This is a genomic window from Methylobacterium sp. ME121, assembly GCF_000974725.1.
Taxonomy (GTDB): Bacteria; Pseudomonadota; Alphaproteobacteria; order Rhizobiales; family Beijerinckiaceae; genus Methylobacterium; species Methylobacterium radiotolerans.
Map to the genome: position 1 here is coordinate 111478 of NZ_BBUX01000002.1, position 24442 is coordinate 135919.

24 protein-coding genes are annotated in these 24442 nt (G+C 71.7%); 6 read left to right on the forward strand and 18 right to left on the reverse strand.

The genetic code is table 11. The features are described from left to right. Positions 1–5 precede the first annotated feature (5 nt). Positions 6–422, reverse strand: coding sequence for a nuclear transport factor 2 family protein (locus tag ME121_RS02940; protein WP_012320244.1), 417 nt, complete (start codon positions 420–422; stop codon positions 6–8). 197 nt (positions 423–619) lie between these two features. On the opposite strand from ME121_RS02940, the gene ME121_RS02945 reads away from it, so the two are divergent. Genes ME121_RS02945 through ME121_RS02960 form a run of 4 tightly spaced genes read left to right on the forward strand, consistent with a single transcriptional unit; the run spans position 620 to position 6054 of the window. Further along, positions 620–1801, forward strand: coding sequence for an ABC transporter substrate-binding protein (locus ME121_RS02945; protein WP_053620493.1), 1182 nt, complete (start codon positions 620–622; stop codon positions 1799–1801). 8 nt (positions 1802–1809) lie between these two features. Beyond that, on the forward strand, positions 1810–2679 hold the full coding sequence (locus ME121_RS02950; protein WP_043348786.1) for a branched-chain amino acid ABC transporter permease: 870 nt from the start codon (positions 1810–1812) through the stop codon (positions 2677–2679). Positions 2680–2683: 4 nt separating this feature from the next. Beyond that, positions 2684–5152: a branched-chain amino acid ABC transporter ATP-binding protein/permease gene (locus ME121_RS02955; RefSeq protein ID WP_059408328.1), complete on the forward strand. Its 2469-nt coding sequence runs from the start codon at positions 2684–2686 to the stop codon at positions 5150–5152. Positions 5153–5163: 11 nt separating this feature from the next. Then, complete coding sequence (locus ME121_RS02960; RefSeq protein WP_043074110.1) at positions 5164–6054, forward strand: polysaccharide deacetylase family protein; 891 nt, start codon at positions 5164–5166, stop codon at positions 6052–6054. Between the two features lie 33 nt (positions 6055–6087). On the opposite strand, the gene ME121_RS02965 is transcribed toward ME121_RS02960, so the two are convergent. From ME121_RS02965 to solA, 5 genes are all read right to left on the reverse strand, one after another. Continuing rightward, on the reverse strand, positions 6088–6867 hold the full coding sequence (locus ME121_RS02965; protein ID WP_012320249.1) for an amino acid ABC transporter ATP-binding protein: 780 nt from the start codon (positions 6865–6867) through the stop codon (positions 6088–6090). A 4-nt stretch (positions 6868–6871) separates the two neighbouring features. Next, positions 6872–7723, reverse strand: coding sequence for an amino acid ABC transporter permease (locus ME121_RS02970; RefSeq protein WP_059408329.1), 852 nt, complete (start codon positions 7721–7723; stop codon positions 6872–6874). Beyond that, complete coding sequence (locus tag ME121_RS02975) at positions 7720–8469, reverse strand: amino acid ABC transporter permease (protein WP_012320251.1); 750 nt, start codon at positions 8467–8469, stop codon at positions 7720–7722. Before ME121_RS02975 ends, ME121_RS02970 begins: the two co-directional genes overlap by 4 nt. 37 nt (positions 8470–8506) lie before the next feature. Further along, positions 8507–9349, reverse strand: coding sequence for a transporter substrate-binding domain-containing protein (locus ME121_RS02980; protein ID WP_012320252.1), 843 nt, complete (start codon positions 9347–9349; stop codon positions 8507–8509). Between the two features lie 71 nt (positions 9350–9420). Next, entirely contained in the window at positions 9421–10593 is a 1173-nt protein-coding gene (gene solA / locus ME121_RS02985; protein ID WP_408902655.1) for an N-methyl-L-tryptophan oxidase, read from the reverse strand. A gap of 194 nt (positions 10594–10787) precedes the next feature. On the opposite strand from solA, the gene ME121_RS02990 reads away from it, so the two are divergent. Further along, positions 10788–11744, forward strand: a complete 957-nt coding sequence (locus ME121_RS02990; protein WP_059408330.1) for a GlxA family transcriptional regulator — start codon at positions 10788–10790, stop codon at positions 11742–11744. 25 nt (positions 11745–11769) lie between these two features. On the opposite strand, the gene eutC is transcribed toward ME121_RS02990, so the two are convergent. The 12 genes from eutC to ME121_RS03050 all read right to left on the reverse strand — a co-directional run bounded on the left by eutC (position 11770) and on the right by ME121_RS03050 (position 23378). Beyond that, positions 11770–12555 carry an ethanolamine ammonia-lyase subunit EutC gene (gene eutC, locus ME121_RS02995; RefSeq protein WP_059408331.1) on the reverse strand — a complete coding sequence of 262 codons (786 nt, stop codon included), beginning with the start codon at positions 12553–12555 and terminating at the stop codon, positions 11770–11772. Continuing rightward, positions 12552–13955, reverse strand: a complete 1404-nt coding sequence (locus ME121_RS03000) for an ethanolamine ammonia-lyase subunit EutB (protein WP_024829379.1) — start codon at positions 13953–13955, stop codon at positions 12552–12554. Before ME121_RS03000 ends, eutC begins: the two co-directional genes overlap by 4 nt. A 97-nt stretch (positions 13956–14052) precedes the next feature. After that, positions 14053–14757: a L,D-transpeptidase gene (locus ME121_RS03005; protein WP_059408332.1), complete on the reverse strand. Its 705-nt coding sequence runs from the start codon at positions 14755–14757 to the stop codon at positions 14053–14055. 257 nt (positions 14758–15014) lie between these two features. Further along, a complete protein-coding gene (locus tag ME121_RS03010; protein WP_043074112.1) occupies positions 15015–15776 on the reverse strand; it encodes an SDR family NAD(P)-dependent oxidoreductase in 762 nt (253 codons plus the stop codon). 21 nt (positions 15777–15797) lie between these two features. Then, positions 15798–16790: an acetamidase/formamidase family protein gene (locus ME121_RS03015; protein ID WP_059408333.1), complete on the reverse strand. Its 993-nt coding sequence runs from the start codon at positions 16788–16790 to the stop codon at positions 15798–15800. A gap of 33 nt (positions 16791–16823) precedes the next feature. Then, positions 16824–17534: an ABC transporter ATP-binding protein gene (locus ME121_RS03020; RefSeq protein WP_059408334.1), complete on the reverse strand. Its 711-nt coding sequence runs from the start codon at positions 17532–17534 to the stop codon at positions 16824–16826. Further along, positions 17527–18273: an ABC transporter ATP-binding protein gene (locus ME121_RS03025; RefSeq protein WP_059408335.1), complete on the reverse strand. Its 747-nt coding sequence runs from the start codon at positions 18271–18273 to the stop codon at positions 17527–17529. The genes ME121_RS03020 and ME121_RS03025 overlap by 8 nt, the downstream gene beginning before the upstream one ends. Further along, a complete protein-coding gene (locus ME121_RS03030) occupies positions 18270–19316 on the reverse strand; it encodes a branched-chain amino acid ABC transporter permease (protein WP_012320262.1) in 1047 nt (348 codons plus the stop codon). The genes ME121_RS03025 and ME121_RS03030 overlap by 4 nt, the downstream gene beginning before the upstream one ends. 10 nt (positions 19317–19326) lie before the next feature. After that, positions 19327–20199, reverse strand: coding sequence for an ABC transporter permease subunit (locus ME121_RS03035; RefSeq protein WP_012320263.1), 873 nt, complete (start codon positions 20197–20199; stop codon positions 19327–19329). A gap of 103 nt (positions 20200–20302) precedes the next feature. Then, positions 20303–21550 (reverse strand): urea ABC transporter substrate-binding protein, encoded by a 1248-nt coding sequence (locus tag ME121_RS03040; protein ID WP_012320264.1) that lies wholly within the window; start codon positions 21548–21550, stop codon positions 20303–20305. A gap of 35 nt (positions 21551–21585) precedes the next feature. Continuing rightward, on the reverse strand, positions 21586–22227 hold the full coding sequence (locus ME121_RS03045; RefSeq protein ID WP_029358975.1) for an ANTAR domain-containing response regulator: 642 nt from the start codon (positions 22225–22227) through the stop codon (positions 21586–21588). Beyond that, complete coding sequence (locus ME121_RS03050) at positions 22224–23378, reverse strand: transporter substrate-binding domain-containing protein (protein ID WP_041372354.1); 1155 nt, start codon at positions 23376–23378, stop codon at positions 22224–22226. Before ME121_RS03050 ends, ME121_RS03045 begins: the two co-directional genes overlap by 4 nt. Positions 23379–23813: 435 nt before the next feature. Here ME121_RS03050 and ME121_RS03055 point away from each other — a divergent pair, with 435 nt between their 5' ends. Next, positions 23814–24431 carry a glutathione S-transferase family protein gene (locus ME121_RS03055; protein ID WP_058607523.1) on the forward strand — a complete coding sequence of 206 codons (618 nt, stop codon included), beginning with the start codon at positions 23814–23816 and terminating at the stop codon, positions 24429–24431. Positions 24432–24442: the final 11 nt, after the last annotated feature.

The following is a 24442-nucleotide window of genomic DNA, read 5'->3' on the forward strand; positions in this document are numbered from 1 at the left end:
CCGCCTCAGGCCGTGAGGCCGTGCTTCGTCAGCAGGCGCTCGGCGCTGTCGTTCCAGACCTCCATGCCGACGATCAGGCCGTCGCGCACGGTGAAACGGTCGACGTAGCGGTTGCCCTCGAAGGGCGTGCCGTCCGGCCACGCACCGTACAGGGTGCCGAGGCTGTAGACCGTGGTGACGCCGTCGCCCGGGACCACGTCCAGCCGCTCCATCCGCTTCTTCACCCAGGCGTAGCGGCCGGCATTGAAGGCCGTGACCTCGGACGGATGGTTGAAGACCCGGGCGCCGGTGAACACGATCCGGGTGCCCGGCGCCATGTAGCGCGCGGCCGTCTCGGGATCCGGCACCATCGAAGCTTCGAGATAGGCGGTGACGTTGGCGGCGTCGCGCGCGGTCGCGGCATCGTGGGTCACGTCGGTCATGGCAGGCCTCCTGTCGGCCCTAACGTGCCGCAAAAGCCTCTTCTGTGCATGCAGGAAGTGTATGCACTTTGATCGACGATTGAGCACAGATTGCCTTCGGTGCAGCACGCACGGTCACGTGCGGGCGGCGAAGCTTCGATTTTTCAGTGGCATGGAGGTTGCGGTCGGCTGGGCTGCCCCGCCCCTCGGAGACAGCCATGGCCTCCTTCCTGCCCCCGACCCTGCGCCGCATCGCCGTGACGACGAGCGCCCTGCTCGGCCTCGCCGTCTCGGCCGCGCAGGCGGCCGACACCGTCAAGATCGGCCTCGTGACCGCCCTGAGCGGCCAGTCCGCGAAATCCGGCGAGGCGATCTCCCGCGGGATCGGGCTCGCGATCGACGAGATCAACGCCAAGGGCGGCGTCCTCGGGCGCCCCCTCGAGCTCGTGGCCCGCGACGACGAGGCCAACCCGTCCAAGGGCGTGCTGGCGACCCGCGAGCTGATCCAGCGGGTCGGCGTCGTCGCGGTGGTCGGCGGCCTCGACACGCCGGTCTCGATGGCGATCGTGCCGATCGCCAACCAGATGAAGGTGCCGTTCATCGGCCCGTGGGCGGCCGGGACCGGCATCACCCGCAACGGCGCCGCCGACAATTACGCCTTCCGGGTCTCCGCGGTCGACGCCCTCGTCGACGAGGCGCTGGTATCCTACGCGGTGAAGACCTACGGGGCGAAGAAGCCCGGCATGATCCTCGTCAACAACGCCTGGGGCGAGTCGAACCAGAAGGGCCTCAAGGACGCCCTCCAGGCAGCCAACCTGCCGGCGGCCGGCATCGAGAAGTACGAGGCCAACGACGTCGACATGGTGCCCCAGCTGTCCCGGCTGAAGGAGGCCGGCGCCGACGCGCTGTTCCTCGTCGGCAATGTCGGCCCCTCGGCCCAGGTGGTGAAATCCCTCGACCGGATGGGCTGGTCGGTGCCGGTCGTCTCGCACTGGGGCCCGGCGGGCGGCCGCTTCGACGAGCTCGCCGGCCCGAGCGCCGGCAAGGTCCACTTCATCCAGACCTTCACCTTCGCGGGCAACACGTCGCCGAAGGCGAGCGCCGTCCTCGACGCGCTCAAGACCAAGTACCCGGCGATCAAGTCGATGGCCGACGTCACCCCCGCCGTCGGCATCGCCAACGCCTACGACGCGACGCATCTGCTGGCGCTCGCCATCCAGGCCGCCGGCTCGACCGAGGGCCCGAAGGTCCGCGACGGCTTCTACAAGATCGGCACCTATCCGGGCCTGATCAAAACCTACGACAAGCCCTTCGCCCCCGGCCAGCACGACGCGCTGGGACCGAACGATTACGTGTTCACCCGCTTCAAGGACGGTGAGATCGTCGCGGTGACCAACTGAGCCCGGCGATGCTGACCTCCATCCTCGTCAGCGGCCTCGGCCTCGGCAGCATGTACGGCCTCGTGGCCCTGGGCTTCCACGTGACCTACGCGGTGTCGGGGACCGTGAACTTCGCGCAGGGCAGCGTCGTCACCCTGGGCGCGGTCCTGGCCTACGCGCTGGGCGTCACCCTCGGCTGGCCGATGCCGGCGGCGATCGTCCTGGCGCTCGCCGGCTGCGCCCTGTTCGGCCTCGTGGTCGAGCGGGCGCTGGTCCGCCCGTTCGTGGCGCGCGGCTCGGATGCGTGGCTCCTGGCGACGGTGGCGGGCGGCATCGTCCTCGACAACACCGTGCTGTTCACCTTCGGCAAGGAGCCGCGGAGCCTGCCCTCGCCGCTGGCCACGAAGCCGGTGGAGATCCTCGGGACCGGCATCTACCCGCTGCAGCTCGTGATCCCGGTCGTCGGGATCGCGCTCGCCTTCGCGATCCGCACGGTGTTCCGCCGGACCGATCTCGGCCGCGTCCTGCTCGCCGTGGCGCAGAACGCCGACGCCGCCCGCCTGATGGGGATCGACGTGCGCCGCACCGTGGCCTGCGCCTTCGCGCTCTCGGCGGTGCTGGCCGGCATCGCGGGCCTCCTGATCGCGCCGCTGTTCTCGGTCTCGGCCGAGCTCGGCACGCTGTTCGGCATCAAGGCCTTCGCGGTCGCGATCCTCGGCGGGATCGGCTCCGCCACCGGGGTAATCCTGGCGGGGCTGCTCTACGGCCTCGTCGAGGCCGGCGTCACCGCGACCCTCGGCTCGACCTACACGCAGCTCGTGGTGTTCTCGGTGATCATCCTGGCCCTCACCCTGCGCCCCGACGGCCTGCTCGGCCGCGCCGCGGTCAACAAGGTCTGACGCGATGCACCGTCTGCGCTCGGCCCCGGCGATGCGGCTCGGCATTGCCGGCCTCACCGCCGCCGCGCTCGGCCTTGTCGCGCTGACTGCCGGCTACAGCCACTTCGTGATCGCCCTGGTGGCGCTGACCACGGTGGCGGGGGTCGGCCTCAACGTGCTCCTCGGCCTGACCGGGCTGATCTCCTTCGGCCAGGCCGGCTTCTACGCGATCGGCGCCTACGCCAGCGCGATCCTGACGCTCCACGGCGTCAGCTTCTGGCTGGCGCTCCCGGCGGCGGCCCTGATCGCGGCGCTCGTCGGCGGCCTTGTGGCGGTGCCGGCGATGCGGGTGAAGGGCCCCTACCTCGCCATGCTGACGATCGCCTTCGGCTTCATCGTCGAGCACGGGCTGATCGAGGGCGGGGAGCTGACCGGCGGCCAGAACGGCCTCGTCGTCACCGCCCCGCCGACGCTCCTCGGCGAGCCGGTGAGTGCGGCCGGGCTGGCGGTGCTGGCGGTGCTCGCCGCCGGCGCGAGCCTCGCCGGGTTCGACCTCCTCGCCCGCAGCCGCCTCGGGCGCGCGATGCGCGCCGTGCGCGACGCCGACGTCGCGGCCGCGGCTCTGGGCTTCGATCCGGTCCGGGTGAAGACCCTGGCCTTCGCGATCTCTGCCGCCCTGACCGGCCTCGCGGGGGCCGTCCTGCCGCCGCTGATGCTGTTCATCGCACCGAGCTCGTTCCCGTTCTCGCAGTCGATCCTGTTCGTCCTGTCGGTGATCGTCGGCGGCGCCGGCACGGTGCTCGGCCCGCTCCTCGGGGCCCTCGTCACCGTGCTGCTGCCGGAGGCGCTGTCCGGCCTCGCGGAGTACCGCCTGCTGTTCTTCGGGATCGCGACCCTGGCAGTGCTCTGGCTGGTGCCGTCGGGGCTGGTCGGCAGCCTCGCCCGCCTGCTGCCCCGAGGCCGCGCCGACGGAGCCGCCGAGGAGATCGGGGCGGCGCCGCTGCCCGGCACGGCGGCGCGCGAGGCCCTCGTCCTCGAGGGGATCGGCATCCGCTTCGGCGGCATCACGGCGGCGGAGGGCGTCGACCTCACCGCCCGGCCCGGCGCGGTCACCAGCGTGATCGGCCCGAACGGGGCCGGCAAGACGACCGTGCTCAACATGGTCTCGGGCTTCTACCGCCCGAGCGCCGGGGCGATCCGGCTCGGCGAACGCGATCTCGCCGGGCGGCCGGCGCATGTCGTCGCCCGCGCCGGCATCGCGCGCACCTACCAGACCACGCGGCTGTTCGGCTCGCTGACCGTGGTCGACAACGTCGCCCTCGGATTCGCACCGGGCCGGCTCTGGCGCCGCGCCAGCGCGGGGGACCGCCGGACGGCCGCGTCGCTCCTCGCCTTCGTCGGCTACCGGGGCGCCCTCGACCGCCCGGCCGCCGAGCTGCCCCATGTCGACCGGCGGCTCGTGGAGATCGCCCGGGCGCTCGCCGGCGGCCCCGCGGTGCTGCTCCTCGACGAGCCCGCCGCCGGCCTGTCGCGGGCCGACACCGACCGGCTGGCCCGGCTGATCCGCCGGATCGCCGACAGCGGCGTCGCGGTGGTGCTGGTCGAGCACGACATGCCGCTGGTGATGGGCATCTCCGACCACATCCTGGTCATGGATGCCGGACGCCCGATCGCGCGGGGCACGCCCGCCGAGATCCGGCGCGACCCGGCGGTGCTGCGCGCCTATCTCGGCGGCGCCGACACCCCGGCCCGCCCGCGGGGCGCGCCGTGGCAGGGGCCGGCGGACGCCGTCCTCTCGGTCCTCGACCTGACGGCCGGCTACGGCGCCGCGCCGGTCCTCGATGGGGTCCATCTCGACGTGCGGCCCGGCGAGACCGTCGCCCTTTTGGGCGCGAACGGCGCCGGCAAGTCCACGGCCATGCGGGCGCTGGCGGGGCTCCTGCGCCCGGTCGCGGGATCGGTCGTGTTCGACGACCGGCGCGTCGACGCGCTGCCGGCGCACCGGATCGCCCGCAGCGGGCTCGTCCTGGTGCCGGAGGGCCGACAGGTCTTCCCGGAGCTCACCGTCGTCGAGAACATCCGCCTCGGCGCCTTCGGGCGCGGGACGCCGATCGACCCGGCCGAGGTGGAGCGCCTGCTCGACCGGTTCCCGCGGCTGCGCGACCGGGCGGGGAGCCGGGCCGGCCTGCTCTCCGGCGGCGAGCAGCAGATGCTGGCCATCGCCCGCGGGTTGATGGCGCATCCGCGCATCCTTCTCCTCGACGAGCCGTCGCTGGGCCTCGCCCCGGCGATGATCAACGCCCTCTACGCCACCGTGGCCGAGCTGCGCGACGAGGGCGTCACCATCCTGATCGTCGACCAGATGGCGGCGCTGGCCCTCACGGTCGCTGACCGCGGCTACGTGCTGGAGCAGGGCCGGGTCGTCGCGCGCGGAACCGCCGCGGAGCTGTCGGCGGACAAGGGGCTGGAAGCGGCCTATCTCGGTGCGGCGTAAGGGGGGCCACGATGGACACGAATGCGGGACACGGCCGCTACGGCTACAGCGCCCTTCCCGACAGGCCGGTCTACGACTGGCCGGAGGGCAAGCGGCTGGCCGTCTATGTGGGGCTGAACCTCGAGACCTTCGCGTTCGGCGAGGGCCTCGGCGCCGAGCTGGCCCCGGGCGGCCCGCAGCCGGACGTGCTCAACTACGCGTGGCGCGACTGGGGCAACCGGGTCGGCGCCTGGCGGATCGCCGCGATGCTGGACGAACTGGCGATGCCCGCGAGCGTGCTCGTCAACAGCAACCTGTACCGGGACTGCCCCGGGCTGATCGAGGCGTTCCGGGCGCGGGGCGACGAGATCGTCGGCCACGGACGCACCAACGCCGAGCGGCAGGGCATCCTCGACGAGGCCGCCGAGCGGGCGCTGATCGCCGAGACGACGCAGGTGATCGCCGCGCGGGAGGGCCGCCCCCCGGCCGGCTGGCTCGGGCCGTGGATCTCGCAGTCGCGGGTGACGCCCGACCTGCTAGCCGAGGCCGGCTACCGCTACCTGCTCGACTGGGACCACGACGACCAGCCGACCTGGTTCAAAACCCGCGGCGGCGGCCGGATCCTGACGGTGCCCTACCCGCAGGAACTCAACGACATCCCCGCCATCGTCGCCCGCAAGGAGACGGGCCGCCAGTTCGCTGACGCGCTCGTCGACGCCTTCGACGAGATGCTGGAGCAGTCCCGGACCGCACCCCTGGTCATGGGCATCGCGCTCCATCCCTACATCGTCGGGCGGCCGCACCGGCTGCGGCCCCTGCGGCGGGCGCTCCGGCACATCGTCGACCGGCGCGCCGACATCTGGCTCACCACCGCGGGGGCGATCGCCGACCACATCGTGGCGCGGGAGGCCGGGCCGCGCTGACGCGGTCCGGACCCCGGGGTCGACCCGGCGAGCTCAGAGCACCTGCGACAGGAACCGGCGCGTGCGCTCGTCCCGTGCGGAAGCGAAGAAGGTCGCGGGCGGCCCGTGCTCGACGATCACGCCGCGGTCGGTGAAGTAGATATGGTCGGCGACGTCGCGGGCGAAGTTCATCTCGTGCGTGACGAGCATGCAGGTCATGCCCTCCTCGGCGAGCTCCCGGATCGTCACCAGCACCTCCTTGACCGTCTCCGGATCGAGAGCGGCGGTGACCTCGTCGAACAGCATCACGTCCGGCCGCATCGCCAGCGAGCGGGCGATGGCCACGCGCTGCTGCTGGCCGCCGGACAGCTCGCCCGGATAGGCGTTCTCCTTGCCGGCGAGCCGCACCTTGGCGAGCAGCGCCCGCGCCCGGGCCTCGACCTCGCGCCTGTCCTGCCCGAGGACGTGGATGGGGGCCATCATCACGTTCTGAAGCGCGGTCTTGTGCGGGAACAGGTTGTACTGCTGGAACACCATGCCGACCTTGCGGCGCAGCGCCAGCTTGTCGAGCCGGGGATCGGTGACGTCGATCCCCTCGACCTCGATCGAGCCCGCGCTGACCGGCACCAGCGCGTTGACGCAGCGGATCAGCGTCGACTTGCCCGAGCCCGATGGGCCGATGATACAGACCACCTCGCCCTTGCGCACGTCGAAGCTGATCCCCTTCAGCACCTCGAAGGTCCCGAAGGACTTGTGCACGCCGGCGATGCGGACGATCGGCTGATCGGGGGTCCAGGTCGGGGACGGGGTGGCGGCCAGGGTCGCGCGCGTCATGGTCTCAGCGGGTCTCGAAGCGGCGTTCCAGGGCGGCGGTGAACCGGTCGATCGGGTAGCAGTAGAGGAAGAAGCACAAGAGCGCGAAGCCGTAGAGCGGCGCGAACAGCTCGGGGCGGCCGCCCTCGGCGGCGTGCACCTGCGCGGTCAGCGTCAGCATCTCGGTGACGCCGACGATGGAGGCCTGCACGGTCGCCATCGCGATGAGCGAGTAGACGTTCATCCAGGGCGGCAGCATGCGCTTCGCGCATTGGGGCAGGATGATGCGCCATAGCGTCTGCCGCCGGGTGAAGGCCAGCGACTCGGCGGCCTCCCACTGGGTGTTCGGCACCGAGCGCACCGCGCCGCGGACGATCTCGGCGACGTTGGCCATGACCGGCAGGCTGAAGCCGAAGGTCGCCTTCACCCAGTCGGGCAGCGGCACGCGGACGCCGAACACGGTGATCTGGAACGGCACCAGGAACATCACGAAGAACAGCAGCACCAGCCAGGGCACGTTGCGGAAGACCTGCGTGGCGCACCACGCGAGGCGGGGCAGGATCCGCCCCTCCGCCAGCATGGCCAGCCCGAGCCCGATGCCCGCCACGGTCCCGATCGCCATCGCCATCAGCGAGATCGCGACGTTGAAGGCGAAGCCCGTGAGCAGGAGGGGCGCCCACTTGATCACGACCTCCAGCGGCGACAGCGCGGCGGTCCCGCCCTGCGCCCAGGCCGGGACGGCGACGAGGGCGAGCGCGGCGAGCAGCCAGAGATGGGCCGGGCGCAGGCGCGCCGCCGCGCGGTCCTCCGGGAGCGCGAAGGGCAGGAGGACCGGCAGGGCATTCGGCCGCCCGCCCCGCGGATCGGCCGCTTTCATCGGCCGTATCCCGGGATGCGCAGGGCGCGCTCCCAGCGGTGCATGATCCAGACGAGCACGCCGACGAGGACCGCGTAGGTCGCCAGCAGCACCAGCATCATCTCCAGCACGTTCTGCGACTCGGACCAGATCTGCTTGACCGCGTACAGGGTCTCCGGGACCGCGATGGCGTAGGCCAGTGTCGTGGTCTTCAGGAGGTTGATCAGGTTGTTGTTCAGGGCCGGCAGGCAGACGCGCAGGGCCAGCGGCAGGACGACGTACCGGTAGGCCTTGAAGCGGGTGTAGCCCAGGGCCTCGGCGGCCTCGACCGTGGTCCGCGGCACGGCCTCGATGCCCGAGCGGAAGATCTCGACGTTGAACGCGCCCGCGAACAGCGACAGCGAGATGATCGCCCACTGGACATTGTTGAGGATCGGCGCCCGCAGGCCGTCGGCCGAGCGGATGTCCGGGAGCAGCGTCCCGAGGCCGAAGTAGAAGAAGAAGATCTGCACGAGCGGCGGCGTGTTGCGGAACACCACCACGAAGCCGTTGACCAGCGCCCGCAGGACGCGCGACGGCCCGCTCTGCAGGAGCGCGCCCACGGCGCCGATGACGAGGCTGGCCAGGATGGTGCTGATCCCGAGGAGCAGCGTCATCCGCAGGCCGGCCACGTACCGGTCCCAGTCGTAGGGATCGTAGAAGACCGTGAAGTTGAAGCCCGTGGTCTCGTAGAGCTGCTGGAACCACGCCTGGATCGTGGCGATCATCGCGGGCGAACGCTCAAGGCCGTCGTGCAGGCGCGCATCAGTTGGTCGCGTTCTTGTACTTCTCGTGCATCGCCTTCGAGTAAGCGGTCGGCTCGATGCCCCACTTCTTCTCCTCGTTGACGATGAAGCCGGTCTTCATCCAGTCCTTGGTGGCGTCCTCGACGGCGGCCTGGAGCGTGGTGTTGCCCTGCGCCACCGCCATCATCCACGGGGCGTCGAGGATGCCCTTGAGCGGCAGCGCGTAGTTGGCCTTCCAGTCGTCGTCGAGCAGCTTACCCTGCAGCATGCTCTGGTCGTAGACGTAGCCGATGCAGTTGCCCTGCTTGAGCGCGAAGAGCGGCTTCTCGGACCCGTCGAAGGCGACGATCTCCGCTCCGTAGGTCCGCGCGACGTCCTTGTTGTACCAGGCGCCCGAGGTGGCGCAGAGCGGCTTGCCCTTGAGCTGCGCCCAGTCGGTGATGCCGGACGACTTGGGCAGCAGGACGTTCACGAAGTCGGAATAGTAGTTCGGGTCGATCGCCTGCACGACGCGGCGGCGCTCCGGCTTGTCCGACAGGGTGGCGATCAGCAGATCGACCTTGCCCTGCTGCAGGAACTCGATCCGGTTTGCCGAGACGACGGGCACGAGCTCGAGCTTCACGCCCAGCCGCTTGGCGAGGTCGGCGGCGAGGTCGGGCTCCAGGCCGATGATCGTCCCGCTCGGGTCGCGGAAGCCGAACGGCTTGTAATCCGCCTTCACGCCGACGATCAGCGTCCCGCGCTTCTTGATCGCGTCGACGCCGTCGGCGGCCGCGGCCCGCCCGGGCAGCGCGACGGTCGACAATGCCGCGAGGGCGGACAGCGCACCGGTGGTCAGAAGGGTGCGGATCGTGAGACGCATCGGGTCTTTCCTGCTCGGGTCGACTGATCTTGGCACGGTTTCAAGCAATCCACGAGCCATTAGCCGGCGCATCAACTGAAACGTGCCAGGGCGAAGGGCGCGAGATCGACGGTGCTGCCGGTCCCGGCCAGCTCAGCCGCGACGGCCTCGCCGATGCCGGCCGAGTGCTTGAACCCGTGCCCCGAGCAGGCGGACACCACCCGCACGCGCTCCATCTCGGGATGCCGGTCGATGATGAAGCCGCGGTCGGGGGTGACCGTGTAGACGCAGGCCGCGGCCTGGACGAGCTCCGGAGTCGCGCCGGCCAGCCGGTTCGCGACGCGCAGCCGGTACATCTCGTCGGATTCGGACGGATCGACGCGACGCGCCACCCCGTCGGCGGTGGTGGTGGTGTCGTACTGCTCCGTCGCGACCTTGATGGAGCCGTCGAGCGGCGGGAAGCCGTAGAGGTATTCGGTGTCGCTCGTCCCGTACATCCAGATGAAGACCGGCGAGTGCGGCCCGTAGGCGGTCTCGTCCGCGAGCGCGTACCAGTGCAGGAGCTGCCGGCGGACGGTCAGCAGTCGGTCGAACGGGCTCCGCAGCAGCGGGGCCGTCCAGGCGCCCGCGGCCACGACGGCGCGGTCGGCCAGGATGGTCCCCTCCGCCGTGTCGACGCGGACGCCGCTCCCGTCCTGCTGAAGCCCGACCACCGCGCAGTTCGTGCGGATCTCGGCACCCGCGGCACCCGCGCGGCCGAGCTGCGCCGCGAGGCAGCGCTCCGGGAACACGTAGCCGCCGCCCGGCTCGTAATAGGCCTTCTCGTCGCCCGCGAGGTTGAGGAATTGCGGGAACCGGCGGGCCACCTCCGCGCCGTCGAGCACCTCGTGGACGATGCCGGCGCCCTCAGCGGCGCTGATGGAGCGTCCGACGAAGTCCGGCTTGCCGTGATGCGAGGAGACGCCGTGGCCCGGGGCCATGACGAGCGCCCCGCAGGCGTTCAGCAAAGTCTCGCCGGTCTCGGCCTCCAGCTCGCGCCAGATGCGGTGCGAGGCGGTGACGAAGGGGACGTAGTCGGCGCCCTCGCCGACCGCCTGGCGGGTGATCCGCGTCTCGCCGTGGCTGGACCCGAGGGCGTGGGGCGGCGCGAAGCGGTCGAGCCCGATCACCGAGGCGCCCCGTTTCGCCAGCTGGTAGAGCGCGGCGCTGCCCATCGCGCCGAGGCCCAGGACAGCGACATCGTAGCGGCGACTCACGGCCGGCACTCCCGCTCGCTGCCGGGACTGGACACCGCCGCAGCGCGGAACGGAGGAAGATCGGCAGGTCGAGGCATCCGGGGGCGGTCTCGCGCGGCACAGGAAGACGACCCGCAGAATGATGGATGCCGGACGAGACGTTTGACCGAAACGGACGACTTCTTGCACGTTTGAGCCGTCAGGGAGCGGAGGGCGCGGGCGACATGGACGCGGAGACCGGGGACCGACCGCAGGAGATCGGCTTCATCCTCGTGCCCGGCTTCGCGCTGCTGTCCTTCGCCTCGGGCTGCGAGCCGTTCCGCGCGGCCAACGAGCTCGCCGGGCGGCCGCTCTACCGGCTGCGCTATTTCGGCGAGGCAGAGGGCCGGGTCGCCGCCTCGTCGGGCGCAGAGATCCCCACCGAGGCGCTGCCGCGCCTGCGCGGCCAGCTCCACACCCTGTTCGTCTGCGCCGGCGGCGAGCCGAACGGGTGGGACAGGCCCGAGATCCACGCGACCCTGCGGCGGATGGCCCGGCTCGGCGTCCGCATCGGCGGCATCTCGGGCGGTCCCTACCTGATGGCCGCGGCGGGCCTACTGGCCGATCGCGCGTTCACGCTCCACTGGGAATATGCAGGCGCCACGGTCGAGACCTTCCCGGAGGCACGCCTGAGCCGGGCGCGCTACGTCGCCGACGGCGATCGCCTGACCTGCGGCGGCGGGGTCGCGCCCCTGGAGATGGCCCACGCCCTGATCGCCGAGCGCATGGGCGAGGCTTTCGCCCGCCGCGTCTCCGACTGGTTCCTCCACACCGCCATCGGCGCCGCCGACGACCCGCAGCGGGCCTCCGCGGTCGAGCGCTACGGGGTCCACCATCCGGCCCTGCTGGCGGTACTGGAGACCATGGAGAAGACCGTGGAGGCGCCGCTCGGCCGCCTCGCGATGGCGCGCCTCGCGGCGATCAGCCCGCGCCACCTCGACCGGCTGTTCCTCGAGAAGCTCGGGCTGAGCTTCTCGGCCCAGTACCGGGCGATCCGCCTCGCCCACGGACGGCGCCTGCTGCGCCAGAGCCCGCTCCGGATCGGAGAGATCGCCACAGCCTGCGGCTTCTCGAGCGCGGCCCATTTCGCACGCTGCTACCGGTCCCGGTTCGGCTGCAGCCCGTCCGCGGAGCGAGCGTGACGTCCACCCGGGCAGTCCGAGCGGTCTAGTCGCGCGCGTCCGGAAGAGCCGGCGGGTCGGCGGGATCGCCCCGGCGCAGCGCGACGCCGCTGGTGCCCTGGGCCAGCATCGCCCGCAGCAGAGCCTCCATCTGCCCGGCGGCCGCCTCGACCGCCAGGCCGCCCTCCCGGATGTTCGAGATGCAGTTGCGCCGCGCGTTGGGCAGGCCCGGCTCCGGGCCGAACGTGACGTAGCAGCCCAGGCTGTCCGAGGCCGACAGGCCCGGACGCTCGCCGATCAGCACCACGACGCAGCGCGCCCCGAGCCGCGCCCCGATCGGGTCGCCGATCGCCACGCGGCCCTGGAGCGCGACGACCACGGGCGCCAAGCTCCAGCCGGCCCGCCGCACCCGCGCCGCCAGCGCCGCGGCGGCCGGGACCGCGTTCAGCGCGACCGCCGTGGCCGACAGGCCGTCCGCGATCACGACGGCGACATCGAAGCCCGGCCCGTGCCCGTTGAGCGCGGACGCGGCCCCTGGATCGAGGCTGCGGCCCTTGTCCGGCCGGCGCAGGTACTCCGTCCGGTCGGCCACGGCGGAGCGGACCTCCACCGAGTCCAGGCCCTCGACCCGCAGCGCCTCGCGGATCGCCGCCGCGTCGAGGGGCGTCCACACCGCCTCGCGGGCGCGGGCATGGTCGAGGCCGAAGGCGAGCGCCGCGCCGGTCGGGAGGCCGGCCCCGTGCGCGCCCAGCGCGATGCGCGCCTGGGTCAGCCCGCACAGGTCGCGCAGCGTCGGGGGGCCCGGGCGCGCCGGCTCGGCCGGGTCGCTCACGCCGCCCTCCCGGGCAGGAGCCGGGACGCCTCGGCGAGGGCCTGGGGCAGCACGCCCGCCGCGCTGGCCAGCCGACCCTGCGCGTCCGTGATGCGCACGGCTCGCAGCCACGCCTCGAATTCCGGCGCCGGAGGGCGTCCCAGGGTCTCGCGGGCGAAGACCGCGTCGTGGTGGGAGAGCGACTGGTAGTTCAGCATCACGTCGTCCGCCCCCGGCACGGTGATGACGAAGTTGACCCCGGCCGCGCACAGCAGAGTCAGGAGCGCGTCCATGTCCTCGCCGTCGGCGTCGGCGTGGTTGGTGTAGCAGACGTCCACGCCCATCGGCAGGCCGAGAAGCTTGCCGCAGAAGTGGTCCTCCAGTCCGGCGCGGATGATCTGCTTGCCGCTGTACAGGTACTCGGGACCGATGAAGCCCACGACCGTGTTGACGAGCAGCGGGTCGAACTCCCGCGCCACCGCGTAGGCCCGCGCCTCCATCGTCTGCTGGTCGACGCCCCAGTGAGCGTCCGCCGAGAGGGCCGAGCCCTGGCCGGTCTCGAAGTACATGAACTGCCCGCCCTCCGGGCAGCGGCCGAGCGCGCGCGCCGCCTGGGAGGCCTCGCGCAGGACGGCGAGGTCGACCCCGAAGCCGGCATTGGCTTTCTGCGAGCCGGCCACCGACTGGAACACGAGGTCGACCGGCGCACCCCGGGCCATGGCCTCGATCGCCACCGTGACGTGGCCGAGGCAGCAGTGCTGGGTCGGCACGTCGAGGCGCAGCCGCAGGGTCTCCAGCAGCTCGACGATGCGGATGTAGTCCGGCAGGGAATCGGTCGCCGGGTTCACGCCGATCACCGCGTCGCCCGAGCCCATCAGCAGGCCGTCGAGGGCCGAGATCAGGATGCCCTCGGACGAGTCGGTCGGGTGGTTGGGCTGGTTGCGGGTGGCGAGGCGCCCGGGCAGGCCGATGGTCGAGCGGAAGCGCGTCACCACCGGCCGCTTGGCGGCCACCGCGACGAGGTCCTGCAGGCGGCAGATCTTCGACACTGCCGCGACCATCTCGGGCGTGAGGCCGGGCGACAGGGCGGCGAGCGCCCGCGCGTCGGCGGCGGGCGCGAGCAGCCACTCGCGGAAGGCGCCGACCGTCAGCGACGAGACCGGCGCGAAGGCCGCGGCGTCGTGCCGGCGGGCGATCAGGTCCGAGACCTCGTCCTCGTCCGAGGGGATCAGCTCCTCGGCCAGGAAGGTCTTGAGCGGCAGGTCGGCGAGGGCGATCTGCGCGGCCAGGCGCTCGACCGGACCTTCCGCGCAGAGCCCGGCGAGCTGGTCGCCCGAGCGCTCCGGCGTCGCCTTGGCGAGCAGGCTGCGCAGGTCGGGGAAGGTGAAGCGTGTGCCTTCGATCGTCGTCGCGTAGGCCATGCGGGCGCTCCCGGCGCGCTGTCGGGTCTCAGGGATCCCGATCCTGCAGGATGTCGGGGCCGCCGGGAAGCGGGGACGGCGCGGGCGCTGCCCGCCCTCAGGCCGGCAGCACGACCACCTTGGTCTTCACCGGCGTGCGCGCGTAGAGGTGGATCATGTCCTGGCTGAGCAGGCCGACGCAGCCGCTGGTGATGCCCGTGCCGATCGATTCGGCGTCGCTGCTGGCGTAGATCGTGTAGAGCGTGTAGGCGCCGTTCTGGTACAGGTGCAGCGTGCGGGCGCCGAGCGGGTTGTCGAGGCCGCCCGGCATGCCGCGGGCGTATTTCGCGGCCTCGGGCTGGCGCCGGATCATCTCCTTGGGCGGGGTCCAGGTCGCCCACTCGGACTTGCGGCCGACATAGGCGTTCCCGTTCCACAGGAATCCCTGGCGGCCGACATTGGCCCCGTAGCGCGTGGCGGTGCCGTCGCCCTCGATGCGGTAGACGTAATAGTTGGCGGGATCGACCACGATCGTGCCGGGCGCCTCCGACGAGGCGTACTGGACGGTCCGCCGATAGTATTTCGGGTTGACCTTGCTGATGTCGACCGCCGGGATCGGGAACTTCTCGTTCGGCATCGGACCGTAGGTCTTCGCCGCCTCGGCCATGAGCAGGGTGTCGGTCGTCCCGCACCCGCCGAGCGAGAGCGCGCCGATCCCGAGGGCCGAGCCGGCCAGGAACGACCGGCGGTTGAGAACGCCCGCCCCGCATCCGAGGCGCCCGCGCCCGTCGAGCCCGCCGGCCTCGCGATCGTCCGTCATCATCGCCCTGGACTTCCCTGTCCTGCAGCCTGGCGCGACCGCGCGGCGTGCCACCGCCGCGCGAACGGCCAAGCTCGAGAGTGCCGCGTGCCAGCGCGCGTGGCAAGCTTGTCTTTACCGGGTTGAGAGCGGCCGAAATGCGTCGCAAGTGTGGTGAGTCCTCGCGATCTCCGGACTTCGTCGCTGAACGACCGTGCTGAACGCGCCGGGTGTGCTTCGGAAGCCCCAGGTGTCCCGGCGCGGGGCGAGGCCGATCGGCGTCAGAACTGCACGCCGCGGGTCAGGCTGCCGTCGACCACGAGGTTGGTTCCGGTGATGAAGCTGGCGGCCGGGCTCGCCAGGAAGACGGCCGCGCGCGCCACCTCCTCGGGCCGCGCCATCCGGCCGGTCGGGTTCAGCCGGAGCGCCTCGGCGAACAGCGCCGGGTTGCCGGTCTCGATCTGGTGCCAGACGCCGCCCGCGAAGTAGGTGTTGCCGGGCGCGACCGAGTTGGCGCGGATGTTCCGGGGCGCGAGCTGGAAGGCGAGGCCCTGCGCGTAGTGGATCAGCGCGGCCTTGAAGGCGCCGTAGGGACCGGCCGCGAAGTCGATCTCGCGCCCGGAGACGCTGGAGATGACGACGATCGCGCCCGCCTCGGAGCGCTCGAGGTACGGCATCGCCGCCTCGACCGCCGAGACGGTGCCCATCATGTCCACGGCGAAGCCGCTCCGCCACGCCGCCTCGTCGCCGCCGACCGCGAGGGCGCTGACGTTCGGCACCACGATGTCGAGGCCGCCGAGCTCCTCCGCGGCCTCCGCGACCCAGCCGCGCAGGGCCGCGGAATCGGCGACGTCGACGGCGCGCCCGGTTGCCGCCACGCCCCTGGCACGCAGGGCCGCCACCTTGGCGGCGACCTCCGCGGCGTTGCGGGCGCAGAGGGCGACCGCGGCCCCCTCGTCGGCCAGCAGGTCGACGATCGCCGCGCCGATCCCCTTGGTGCCGCCGGTCACCAGCGCGCGGCGGCCTCTCAGCCCGAGATCCATGCCGTCCTCCTCCGTCGCCGATCAGGCGTGGGCGATCGCCTTCGTGATCGAGGCGCCGAGCGTGTATTTCGGATCGACCATGTTGCCGAGCCGGACGCGCCCGCACTGGGTGAGCAGCATGTAGGCGTCGATCTCGTCGAACCCGAAATCGGCCGCGAGCCAGCGAACCAGCTCCCGGTAGGCGATGCGCGCGGCGTCCTCCATCGGCCGGGCCGAGCCGATCGTCATGTAGAAGTCGGCGGTCTCGAGCCGCGGCCAGCGGAAGGTCCAGCCCTTGATCAGGTCGATCTGCACCGTCGTGTGGGTGGGGTGCTCCACCGCGACGCCGCAGAGCTCGCCGTCGCCCTGCGCGGCGTGGCAGTCGCCGAGATAGAGGAGCGCGCCCGCGGTATTCACCGGCAGGTAGATCACCGCGCCGACGCCCACGTCCGGCAGGTCCATGTTGCCGCCGTAATAGTCCGGCTGCAGCGACGAGATCGCCTCGATCTCCGGCGAGGTGCCGATCGTGCCGATGAACGGCTGGTAGGGCAGCGTGATCCGGTCGCTCCAGCGCACGCCGGTCTCGGCTGTGACCTCGAGCTTGCGCACCCGCTCGGGGAGGGACGGGTTGAGGAGCGCTGTGTCGCCGGTGGCGACGAGGCCGCCGAATTCCGGCATGATCAGCGTCGTGCCGCAGGGCTGCGGGCCGCGCGGCCGGATCGAGCGGATCGCCACCGCGAGGCAGTCGCCCTTCTCCGCGCCGTTCACGTAGATCGGCCCGTTCTGCGGGTTGAGGTAGGGAAAGTTCAGAATCTGCGTCGGGCTGTCGGTCTCGTGGCGGATCTTGCCCTCGAAGGCGTCGTGGGTCTCGACGGTGACGACGGCGCCGGGATCGACGGTCAGCACCGGCTCCGCGAAGGGCCCGTAGACGTAGTGGTAGCGGCCCTGCTCGGCCTCGGTGATCGTGTGCTCCCGGCCGGGCTTGCCGGCGGCGACGCCCCTGCGGGCCATGATGGACTGATCGAGCCACTGCATGGTCGTCTCTCCCTTGGTTGTCAGACGCTGGTGTCAGACCGCGAGGTGGCGCCGCACGAGGTCGCGGTCGTCGAGGTCCCGGGCCGTCAGCTCGGCGACGATCCGGCCCTTGTCCATGACGTAGCTGCGCTGGGCCATGGCGCGGATCAGGTCGAGGTTCTGCTCCACGAACACGATCGTCACCCCGGTGCGGCGGTTGAGATCGACCAGGGTGCGGCCGATCTGCTGCACCACCGAGGGCTGGATGCCCTCGGAGGGCTCGTCGAGCAGGATCAGCGCGGGTCCGCCGACGAGGACGCGGCCGATGGCGAGCTGCTGCTGCTGGCCGCCCGAGAGCGTCCCGGCCCGCTGCCCGCGCCGCTCGCGCAGGATCGGGAACGGCCCGAAGGCGCGCTCGTAATCCGGCCGCTCGCCCTTCGGCAGCAGGGAGGCGCCGACCGTCAGGTTGTCGGCGACGCTCATGCGCGGAAACACGTCGCGGCCCTGGGGCACGTAACCGATGCCGAGGCGGGCGCGGCGGTGGGCGGCGAGCCCCTCCACGGCCGCGCCCCGGAACGCGATGCCGCCCGCGGAGGCGGGCAGCAGCCCGACGAGGCTGCGCATCAGCGTCGACTTGCCGACGCCGTTGCGGCCGATCACCGCCACGATCTCGCCGGGCTGGACCGCGAGGTCGACGCCCTGCAGCACGGGCTTGCCGCCGTAGCCGGCGCGGAGGCCGGTCGTCGTGAGGAGCGGCTCAGGCATCGGCGACGCTCCGCAGCGGCGGCGCGTCCGCCTCCCCGAGGTAGATCGCGGCGACCCGCTCGTCCGCGATGATCGCCTCGGTGGTGCCCTGGGCGAAGATTCGCCCGACATGGAGCACGGTCACCCGCTGGGCGATCTGCCGGACGAAGGCCATGTCGTGCTCGATGGCCAGCACAGCGACGCCGTCGCGGTTGAGCGCCTGCACCATCTCGCCGGTGGCGAAGGTCTCGTCCGGCGACATCCCGGCTGTGGGCTCGTCGAGGAGGAGCAGGCGCGGCTTGAGGCTGATCGCCATGCCGATCTCCAGCCACTGCTTCTGCCCGTGGCTGAGGGCGCCGGCCCGGTCGGAGGCCGCCGCGGTAAGGTTGAGGAAGGCGAGCAGCCGCCGGATCTCCGCCCCGAGCGAGGCGCCCTCCAGGTGGTGCTGCAGGGCGATCTCCAGGTTGTGTGCGACCGACAGGCTCGGGAAGATGCCCGGCACCTGAAACTTGACGCTCATGCCCCGCCGGATCCGCGCGAAGGGCTTGAGCGCGGTGATGTCCTCGCCGGCGTAGAGGATCTGTCCCCGCTCCGGCGTGTACTCGCCCAGCAGCAGGCGGAAGAAGGTGCTCTTGCCGGCGCCGTTCGGTCCGATCAGGCAGTGGATCTCCCCCGCCGCGAGGGCGAAGTTCACGTCGTTGGTGACGTGCAGCCCGCCGAAACGCTTGCTGAGGTTGCGGGTCTCGAGGAGCGGCGTCATCGGCCCGCCTCCCGGCGACGCAGGCGGCCGAGGCCGCGCAGGGCCGCCACGACGAGGCCGTCGGGCGCCGCCAGCACCACCGCGACGAGGAGCAGGCCCATCACCACGAGGGCATACTGGCTGCCGTAGATCGTGAGCGCCTGGAAGCCGCCGAGCACCAGGAGCGTGCCGATGAGCGTCGCCGTCAGGTCGCCGCGGCCGCCGACCGCGACCCAGATCACCGGCAGCGCGGCGGCGGTGAGACCCATGCTGGAGGGCGTGATGTACTGGCCCCAGGCGGTGTAGAGCGTGCCGCTCAGCCCCGCGAGGCCCGAGCCGATCACGAAGGCGGCGAGCTGGTAGCGCCGCACGTCGTAGCCCAGCATCTCGGCCCGTTCCGGGTTCTCGCGGATCGCCACCAGCACGTTGCCGAACCGCGCGTTCACCAGGATGCGCAGCGCGAGGTAGACGACGATCAGGAGAGCCAGCAGCCCGTAGTAGAGCGCCACGTCGGGGAACAGCACGAGGTCGCCGTCGAACCACGGCACGGTGAGGGGCGGCATGCCGCTCATGCCGTTGTAGCCGTTGAGGCGTGCCGCCCCGATCTTCCATTCCGGGCCGGCGGTCTGCGCCATGAAGCGCTCCAGGGCGAGCGTCACCGACAGGGTGATGATGCCGAGGAAGACCCCGCCGATCCGGCCGAAGAACAGGAAGTAGCCGAGGAGCGCCGCCATCACGGCCGAGAGCGCCACCGCCAGAACCAGCGCCGCCAGGGTGAAGCCGTAGGCGGCGCCGACGTTCAGCGTGAGCACGCCGTAGGCGTAGCCGGAGAGGCCGAAGAAGGCGGTCTGGCCGAAGCTGAGCGCGCCGCCGTAGCCCCAGATCAGGCACAGGCCGAGGGCCATGAACACCCAGCAGAAGAAGTAGGCGGTGTTGCCGACCGTGTAGCCGTCGGCGAACCACGGGTAGGCGACGGCCGCCGCGACCGCGACCGCGAAGACGGTCCAGAAGGCGGGCCCGCGTCCCAGGGTCTGCGGGCCTTCGAGGCGGCGGAGCAGCGTCATCGCCATGGCCTCACGCCCGCTCGCGCAGGATCAGGCCCGAGATGCCCCGCGGCAGCACCCGGATCACCAGGATGACCGCGACGAGGAGCCCGATCTGCCCGAACAGCTGGCCCTGCCAGGTGGTGAGCAGCGCCCGCACCGTGCCGAGCACCAGGGCCGCCGGTGCCGTCCCGAGGAAGATGTCGGCGCCCCCGACCACCACGGTGACGAACGCCTCCATGATGAAGGTCGTCCCCATGGTCGGCACGATCGTCATGGTCGGCGCGTAGAGCCCGCCCGCGAGGCCCGCCAGCGCCGCGCCGAGGCCGAAGGTCAGGGCGTAGACCGTCCGGGTGTCGACCCCGAGGGCCTCGGCCATGTGCGGCACCTGGATGGTGGCGCGGGCGAGCGTCCCGAAGCGGGTGGCGTTGAAGGCGATGTAGAGCCCGGCCAGCACCGCGACGGCGGCGACCATCAGCACCACGCGGTAGGTCGAGTAGGAGTAGCCGCCGACCGTGAAGCTGCCGAGCGGCGTGCCGATCCCCGGCATGCTCGAGCCGAGCAGGATCAGCGTGCCCTGCGTCGCCGCGAGGCTGATGCCCCAGGTCGCCACGATCGTGTCGAGGGGCCGCCCGTAGAGGTGGCGGATGACGAGGCGCTCCATCACCATGCCGACGGCCCCGGCCGCGAGCGCGCCCGCCAGGATGCCCAGCGGCAGCGGCAGCCCGGCCCGCGTGGTCGCCGCCGTGACGTAGGCGCCGCACATGATCAGCTCGCCGTGCGCGAGGTTGATCACGCCCATCATGCCGAACACCACCGCGAGGCCGCAGGCGGAGAGGACCAGGAACGAGAACGCGTCGCCGATCTGGTAGAGGAACGTGAAGGCGTGGGTCAGCAGATCCATCCGGAGGCCCGATCGTGATGGCTGTGGGCCGGGGCCTCGGCCCCGGCAAGGTCGCGTCGTCTCCGGCCCGGGGCCGCGGCGCGCGGATTTCCGTCCCGGCAGGTCAGGGCTTCGGCGGGTTGCTCGGCGTGTACTGCGCCATCGGATCCTTCTGCGTCAGGTCGCAGCCGGCCTTCCCGAGCCAGTAGGGCTGGATGTTGTCCCAGGTCTTCGGGAAGGAGATCGCGTGCTTCTCGTCGACCTTCGCGAGGTAGATCGTGTGCGACGCGTGCTGGCTCTTCGGGTCGATGCAGACCTTGCCCTCCGGCGCGTCCACGCAGACGTCGCCCGCCGCGATGACCTTGCGCAGGTCAGCCCGCTTGGTCGATCCGTTCGCCCGCTCGACCATCTGCTTGTAGAGGTAGACCGCGAGGTAGGAGTTCTCGGCCTCCTGGTTCACGTACGGCTCGTTCGGGAACTTCGCCTTCCACTTGGCGAGGAAGGCCTTGCTCGACGGGCTGTCGACCTCCTCGATGTAGTTGGTGGTCACGTACATGTTGGCGAGGCTCGGAGGCTGGAAGCGCTTGTGCTCGTAGCCCTGGCCGATGTTGACCGAGGAGCCCATCGGCACCTTCAGGTTCGCGGCCGCCGCCTGCTCGTAGTAGGAGGCCTGCGCGGTGCCGACGAGCAGCGTCATCAGGATGTCGGGCTTGGCCTTCTGGATGTTCTGGATCGTCTGCGAGAACTGCGACACGCCGAGGGGGATGAACTCCTCCCCGACCATCTCGCCGCCGTTCTCCTTGACGATGTTGCGCACCCACTCGGCCGAGATCTGACCGAAGTTGTAGTCGGCCGCGATCGTGTAGACCCGCTTGCCGAACTTCTCCATCATCCACGGAATCAGCGTCGAGAATTGCTGCTCCGGCACCGCGCCCGTGACGACCATGTGGCCGTCGCAGACGCCGCCCTCGTACTGATTGTTGTAGAAGGCGAAGCCGTCCAGCTGGTCGACGATCGGCCGGTAGGCCTCGCGGGACGCGCTGGAGAAGCCCGCGAAGACGGCGTTGACCTTGTCGCGCTGGAGCACGCGGCGCATGAATTCCTGGTAGCGCGTGTTGTCGGACTGCGTGTCGTAGATCACGAGCTCCAGCTTGCGCCCGGCGATGCCGCCCGCGGCGTTGATCTCGTCCGCGGCGAGCTGGATGCCGTGGACCTTGCCGATGGTGGCGACCGCGAAATCGCCGGACTGGTCCTCTAGGACGCCGAGCTTGATCGGGTCCGCGGCGCGGGCCGCGGGGGCGGCCAGGGAAGCGCCCGCGAGCAGGGCGGCCGCGAGGGCGGGCAGTCGGGATCCGCGGGGCGTTCTCGGCATCAGGGCGTCCTCGTCTTCGGGGTGGCGACGGAAACTCAGGATCGGGCGAGCCGCGGCGCGGCGGCAGGCGCCGTGACCGACGGACGGGCGCGCACCAGCGCCTCGCAGTAGGCTTCGAGGGGCTGACGGGCGCGCATGGCGTCGCGGCGCAGGGCCTCGTAGGCCGCGTCGTCGTCGAGGCCGTGCTCCTGCATCAGCCGCAGGATCGCCTTGACGACGTGGCGCCGGCCGCGCCGCCGCTCCTCGTGGCGCGCTATGCGCTCCTCGAGCAGGCGGCGCCGGTTGTGTTCGTTCACCGCGAGGAACAGGGCCGCGTAGACAGAGGCGCCGTGGATCGGCTTGCGCAGCAGGCCGGTGGCGCCGAGCTGGAGCAGCCCCTTGAGGCGGCTCGGCGCCTCGACGCCCACGAGCCCGACCACCGGGACCGGCGGCAGGTCCGGGACGGCGCTCGCCGCGAGGCCCGGCAGCGGCAGGTCGCCGTCGACGACGACGATGTGGTGCTCGGGATCGAGGCTGTCGAGATCGAGCCACGGCGCCTCGCCGGCCGGCACGACCGAGGCCACGGTGAGCCCGAGCTTCATCAGGGTGCTCGCCAGGACGTCCGTGGCGGTGCTCGGCGGCGCGATCAGCAGGGCCTGCGCGCCGCTGAAGTTCTGGATCAGCCGGGGCGTCGTCATGGCACCGCCCGCAGGCGCGGGCGCCGGCTCACCGGCACGACGCGCGGATCGCTGCGCACGAGGTAGGGGTCCGGCGCGACCGGCTCCGCGGCCTCCGCCACGATGGTGAAGCGGGCCGCCGCCGTCGAGAGCCCGATCCGGGGCGTCAGGCAGGCGTGGAGCGTCGTCTCGTCGAGGCACACCGGCCCCTGGGGCGCGTCGAACCCCTCCGCGCAGGCCGCCCGGCGCACCGACGCGGCGTCCTCGGTCCCGGCCCGCACCAGCGCCCGCGCCAGGAGATGCACCGCGATGTACGAGGCCTCGGCATCCGCCGAGGGGGTCGGCCCGTCGGGGAAGCGCGTCGCGTAGGCCGCCAGGAAGGCGCGGTTGCGGGACGTGTCGATCGACGTGAAGTAGACGCTGGAGGACAGGTGGCCGTCGACCGCCTCCGGCCCGATCGCCTCCAGTTCCGGCTCGGCGAGGCTGCAGCTCGCCACCGGTATGGTCCGCGCCTGGTCGATGCCGTGCGCCGCGCAGGCGCTCCGGAAGTCGCGGAAGAACCGGTACGCCGAGATGCCGATCAGCGTGTTGAACACGAAGTCCGGCCTCGCGGCCAGGATCGCCGCGATCACCTGATCGAAGGCGGTCTCGCCCACCGCCAGGTAGCGCTCGCCCGCGACCGCGCCGCCGGCGATCGCCAGCGTCTCGCGCAGGATCCGGTTGTTCTCCCACGCCCAGATGTAGTTGGAGCCGACGCAGAAGGCCGTGCGGCCGCCCCGGGCCAGCAGGTGCCGGACCAGCGGGACGATGTGCTGATTCGGCGCAGCGCCGGTGTAGACCACGTTCGCCGAGGTCTCGAAGCCCTCGTAATGCGACGGATACCAGAGCAGGGCGTCCCGCTTCTCGAAGATCGGGATGATCTCCTTGCGGCTCGACGAGGTGTAGCAGCCGACGACGTGGCGGATCCCCCCGCCGAGGAGCCGCTCGGCCCCGGCGACGTAGCCCGCGAGGGCGCCCTGCGGATCGCAGATCACCGGCTCGAGGACGCAGTCGCCGCGCGTGTTCACCTCCGCGACGGCCAGCAATGCGCCGTTCAGCATCGCCCGCCCGACGAGACCGTAAGGTCCGTCCGCGGAGAAGAGGATGCCGACGCGGTGATGGCTGAGGCCCATGCAGTCCTTCAGAACGCAAAAAGCCCGCCAGTGCGTGAGCACTGCGGGCGGCATCGCCGAGAAAGATGGTGACGTATTGGCGCGAAACTGGGCAGCTTTGCCCCGCGCCTGAAAACTAGGCTCCTCGGTTATGGCCCTTGTGTCAAGTGCCGCGCAGTCTTTTCAGAACCGGAGTCTCGATGGTTGCTTCCCGGCTCGCTGGCCGGCGTCCGCGCGAGCGCCCCTCACCGGCGCCGAGATCCGCGGTGCAGCTGCGGAGGCGAGGCGGAGGCCGGCCGATGCGGGAGCAGGATCGAGGTCGGCACCATCGGCGGGCGCGATTATTCCAATCTCAGGAATGATGAACTGCGCAGAACGCGCATTCTGCTCGCCCGGAAGCGACGGCATTCTCCTCATACGGCCCGGGGCGATCCCGGCCCCCGACGGAGATCCACCATGAAGCTCTACCACCATCCCCTCTCGGGCCACGCGCACCGGGCGCGCCTGTTCCTGTCCCTGGTCGACGCCCCGCACGAGCTGATCGAGGTCGACTTGAAGGCGGGCGCGCACAAGACGCCGGCCTTCCTCGCCCTGAACCCGTTCGGTCAGGTGCCGGTGCTCGACGACGACGGCGTGATCGTCTCCGATTCCAACGCCATCCTCGTCTACGTGGCGAAGCGGCTCGGCCGGTCCGACTGGCTGCCCGAGGATCCGCGCGCCGCGGCGGCGGTCCAGCGCTGGCTCTCGGTCGCGGCGGGCGAGCTCGCCTACGGCCCGGCGGCCGCGCGGCTGATCACGGTCTTCGGCGCCAAGTTCTCTCCGGAGGAGGTGATCGGCCGGGCGCACACGCTCCTGGGACGGATCGAGGCACATCTCGACGGGCGGGACTGGCTCGCGGCCGAGCGGCCGACCATCGCGGACGTGGCGGTCTACAGCTACCTCGCCCGCGCCCCGGAGGGGAACGTGGACCTGTCGGGCTACCCGCGGGTCGAGGCCTTCCTGCGCCGGGTCGAGGGCCTGCCGGGCTTCGTCCCCTTCGCCGAGACTCCCGCGGGCCTCACGGCGGCGGCGTGACCAGAAGAGCC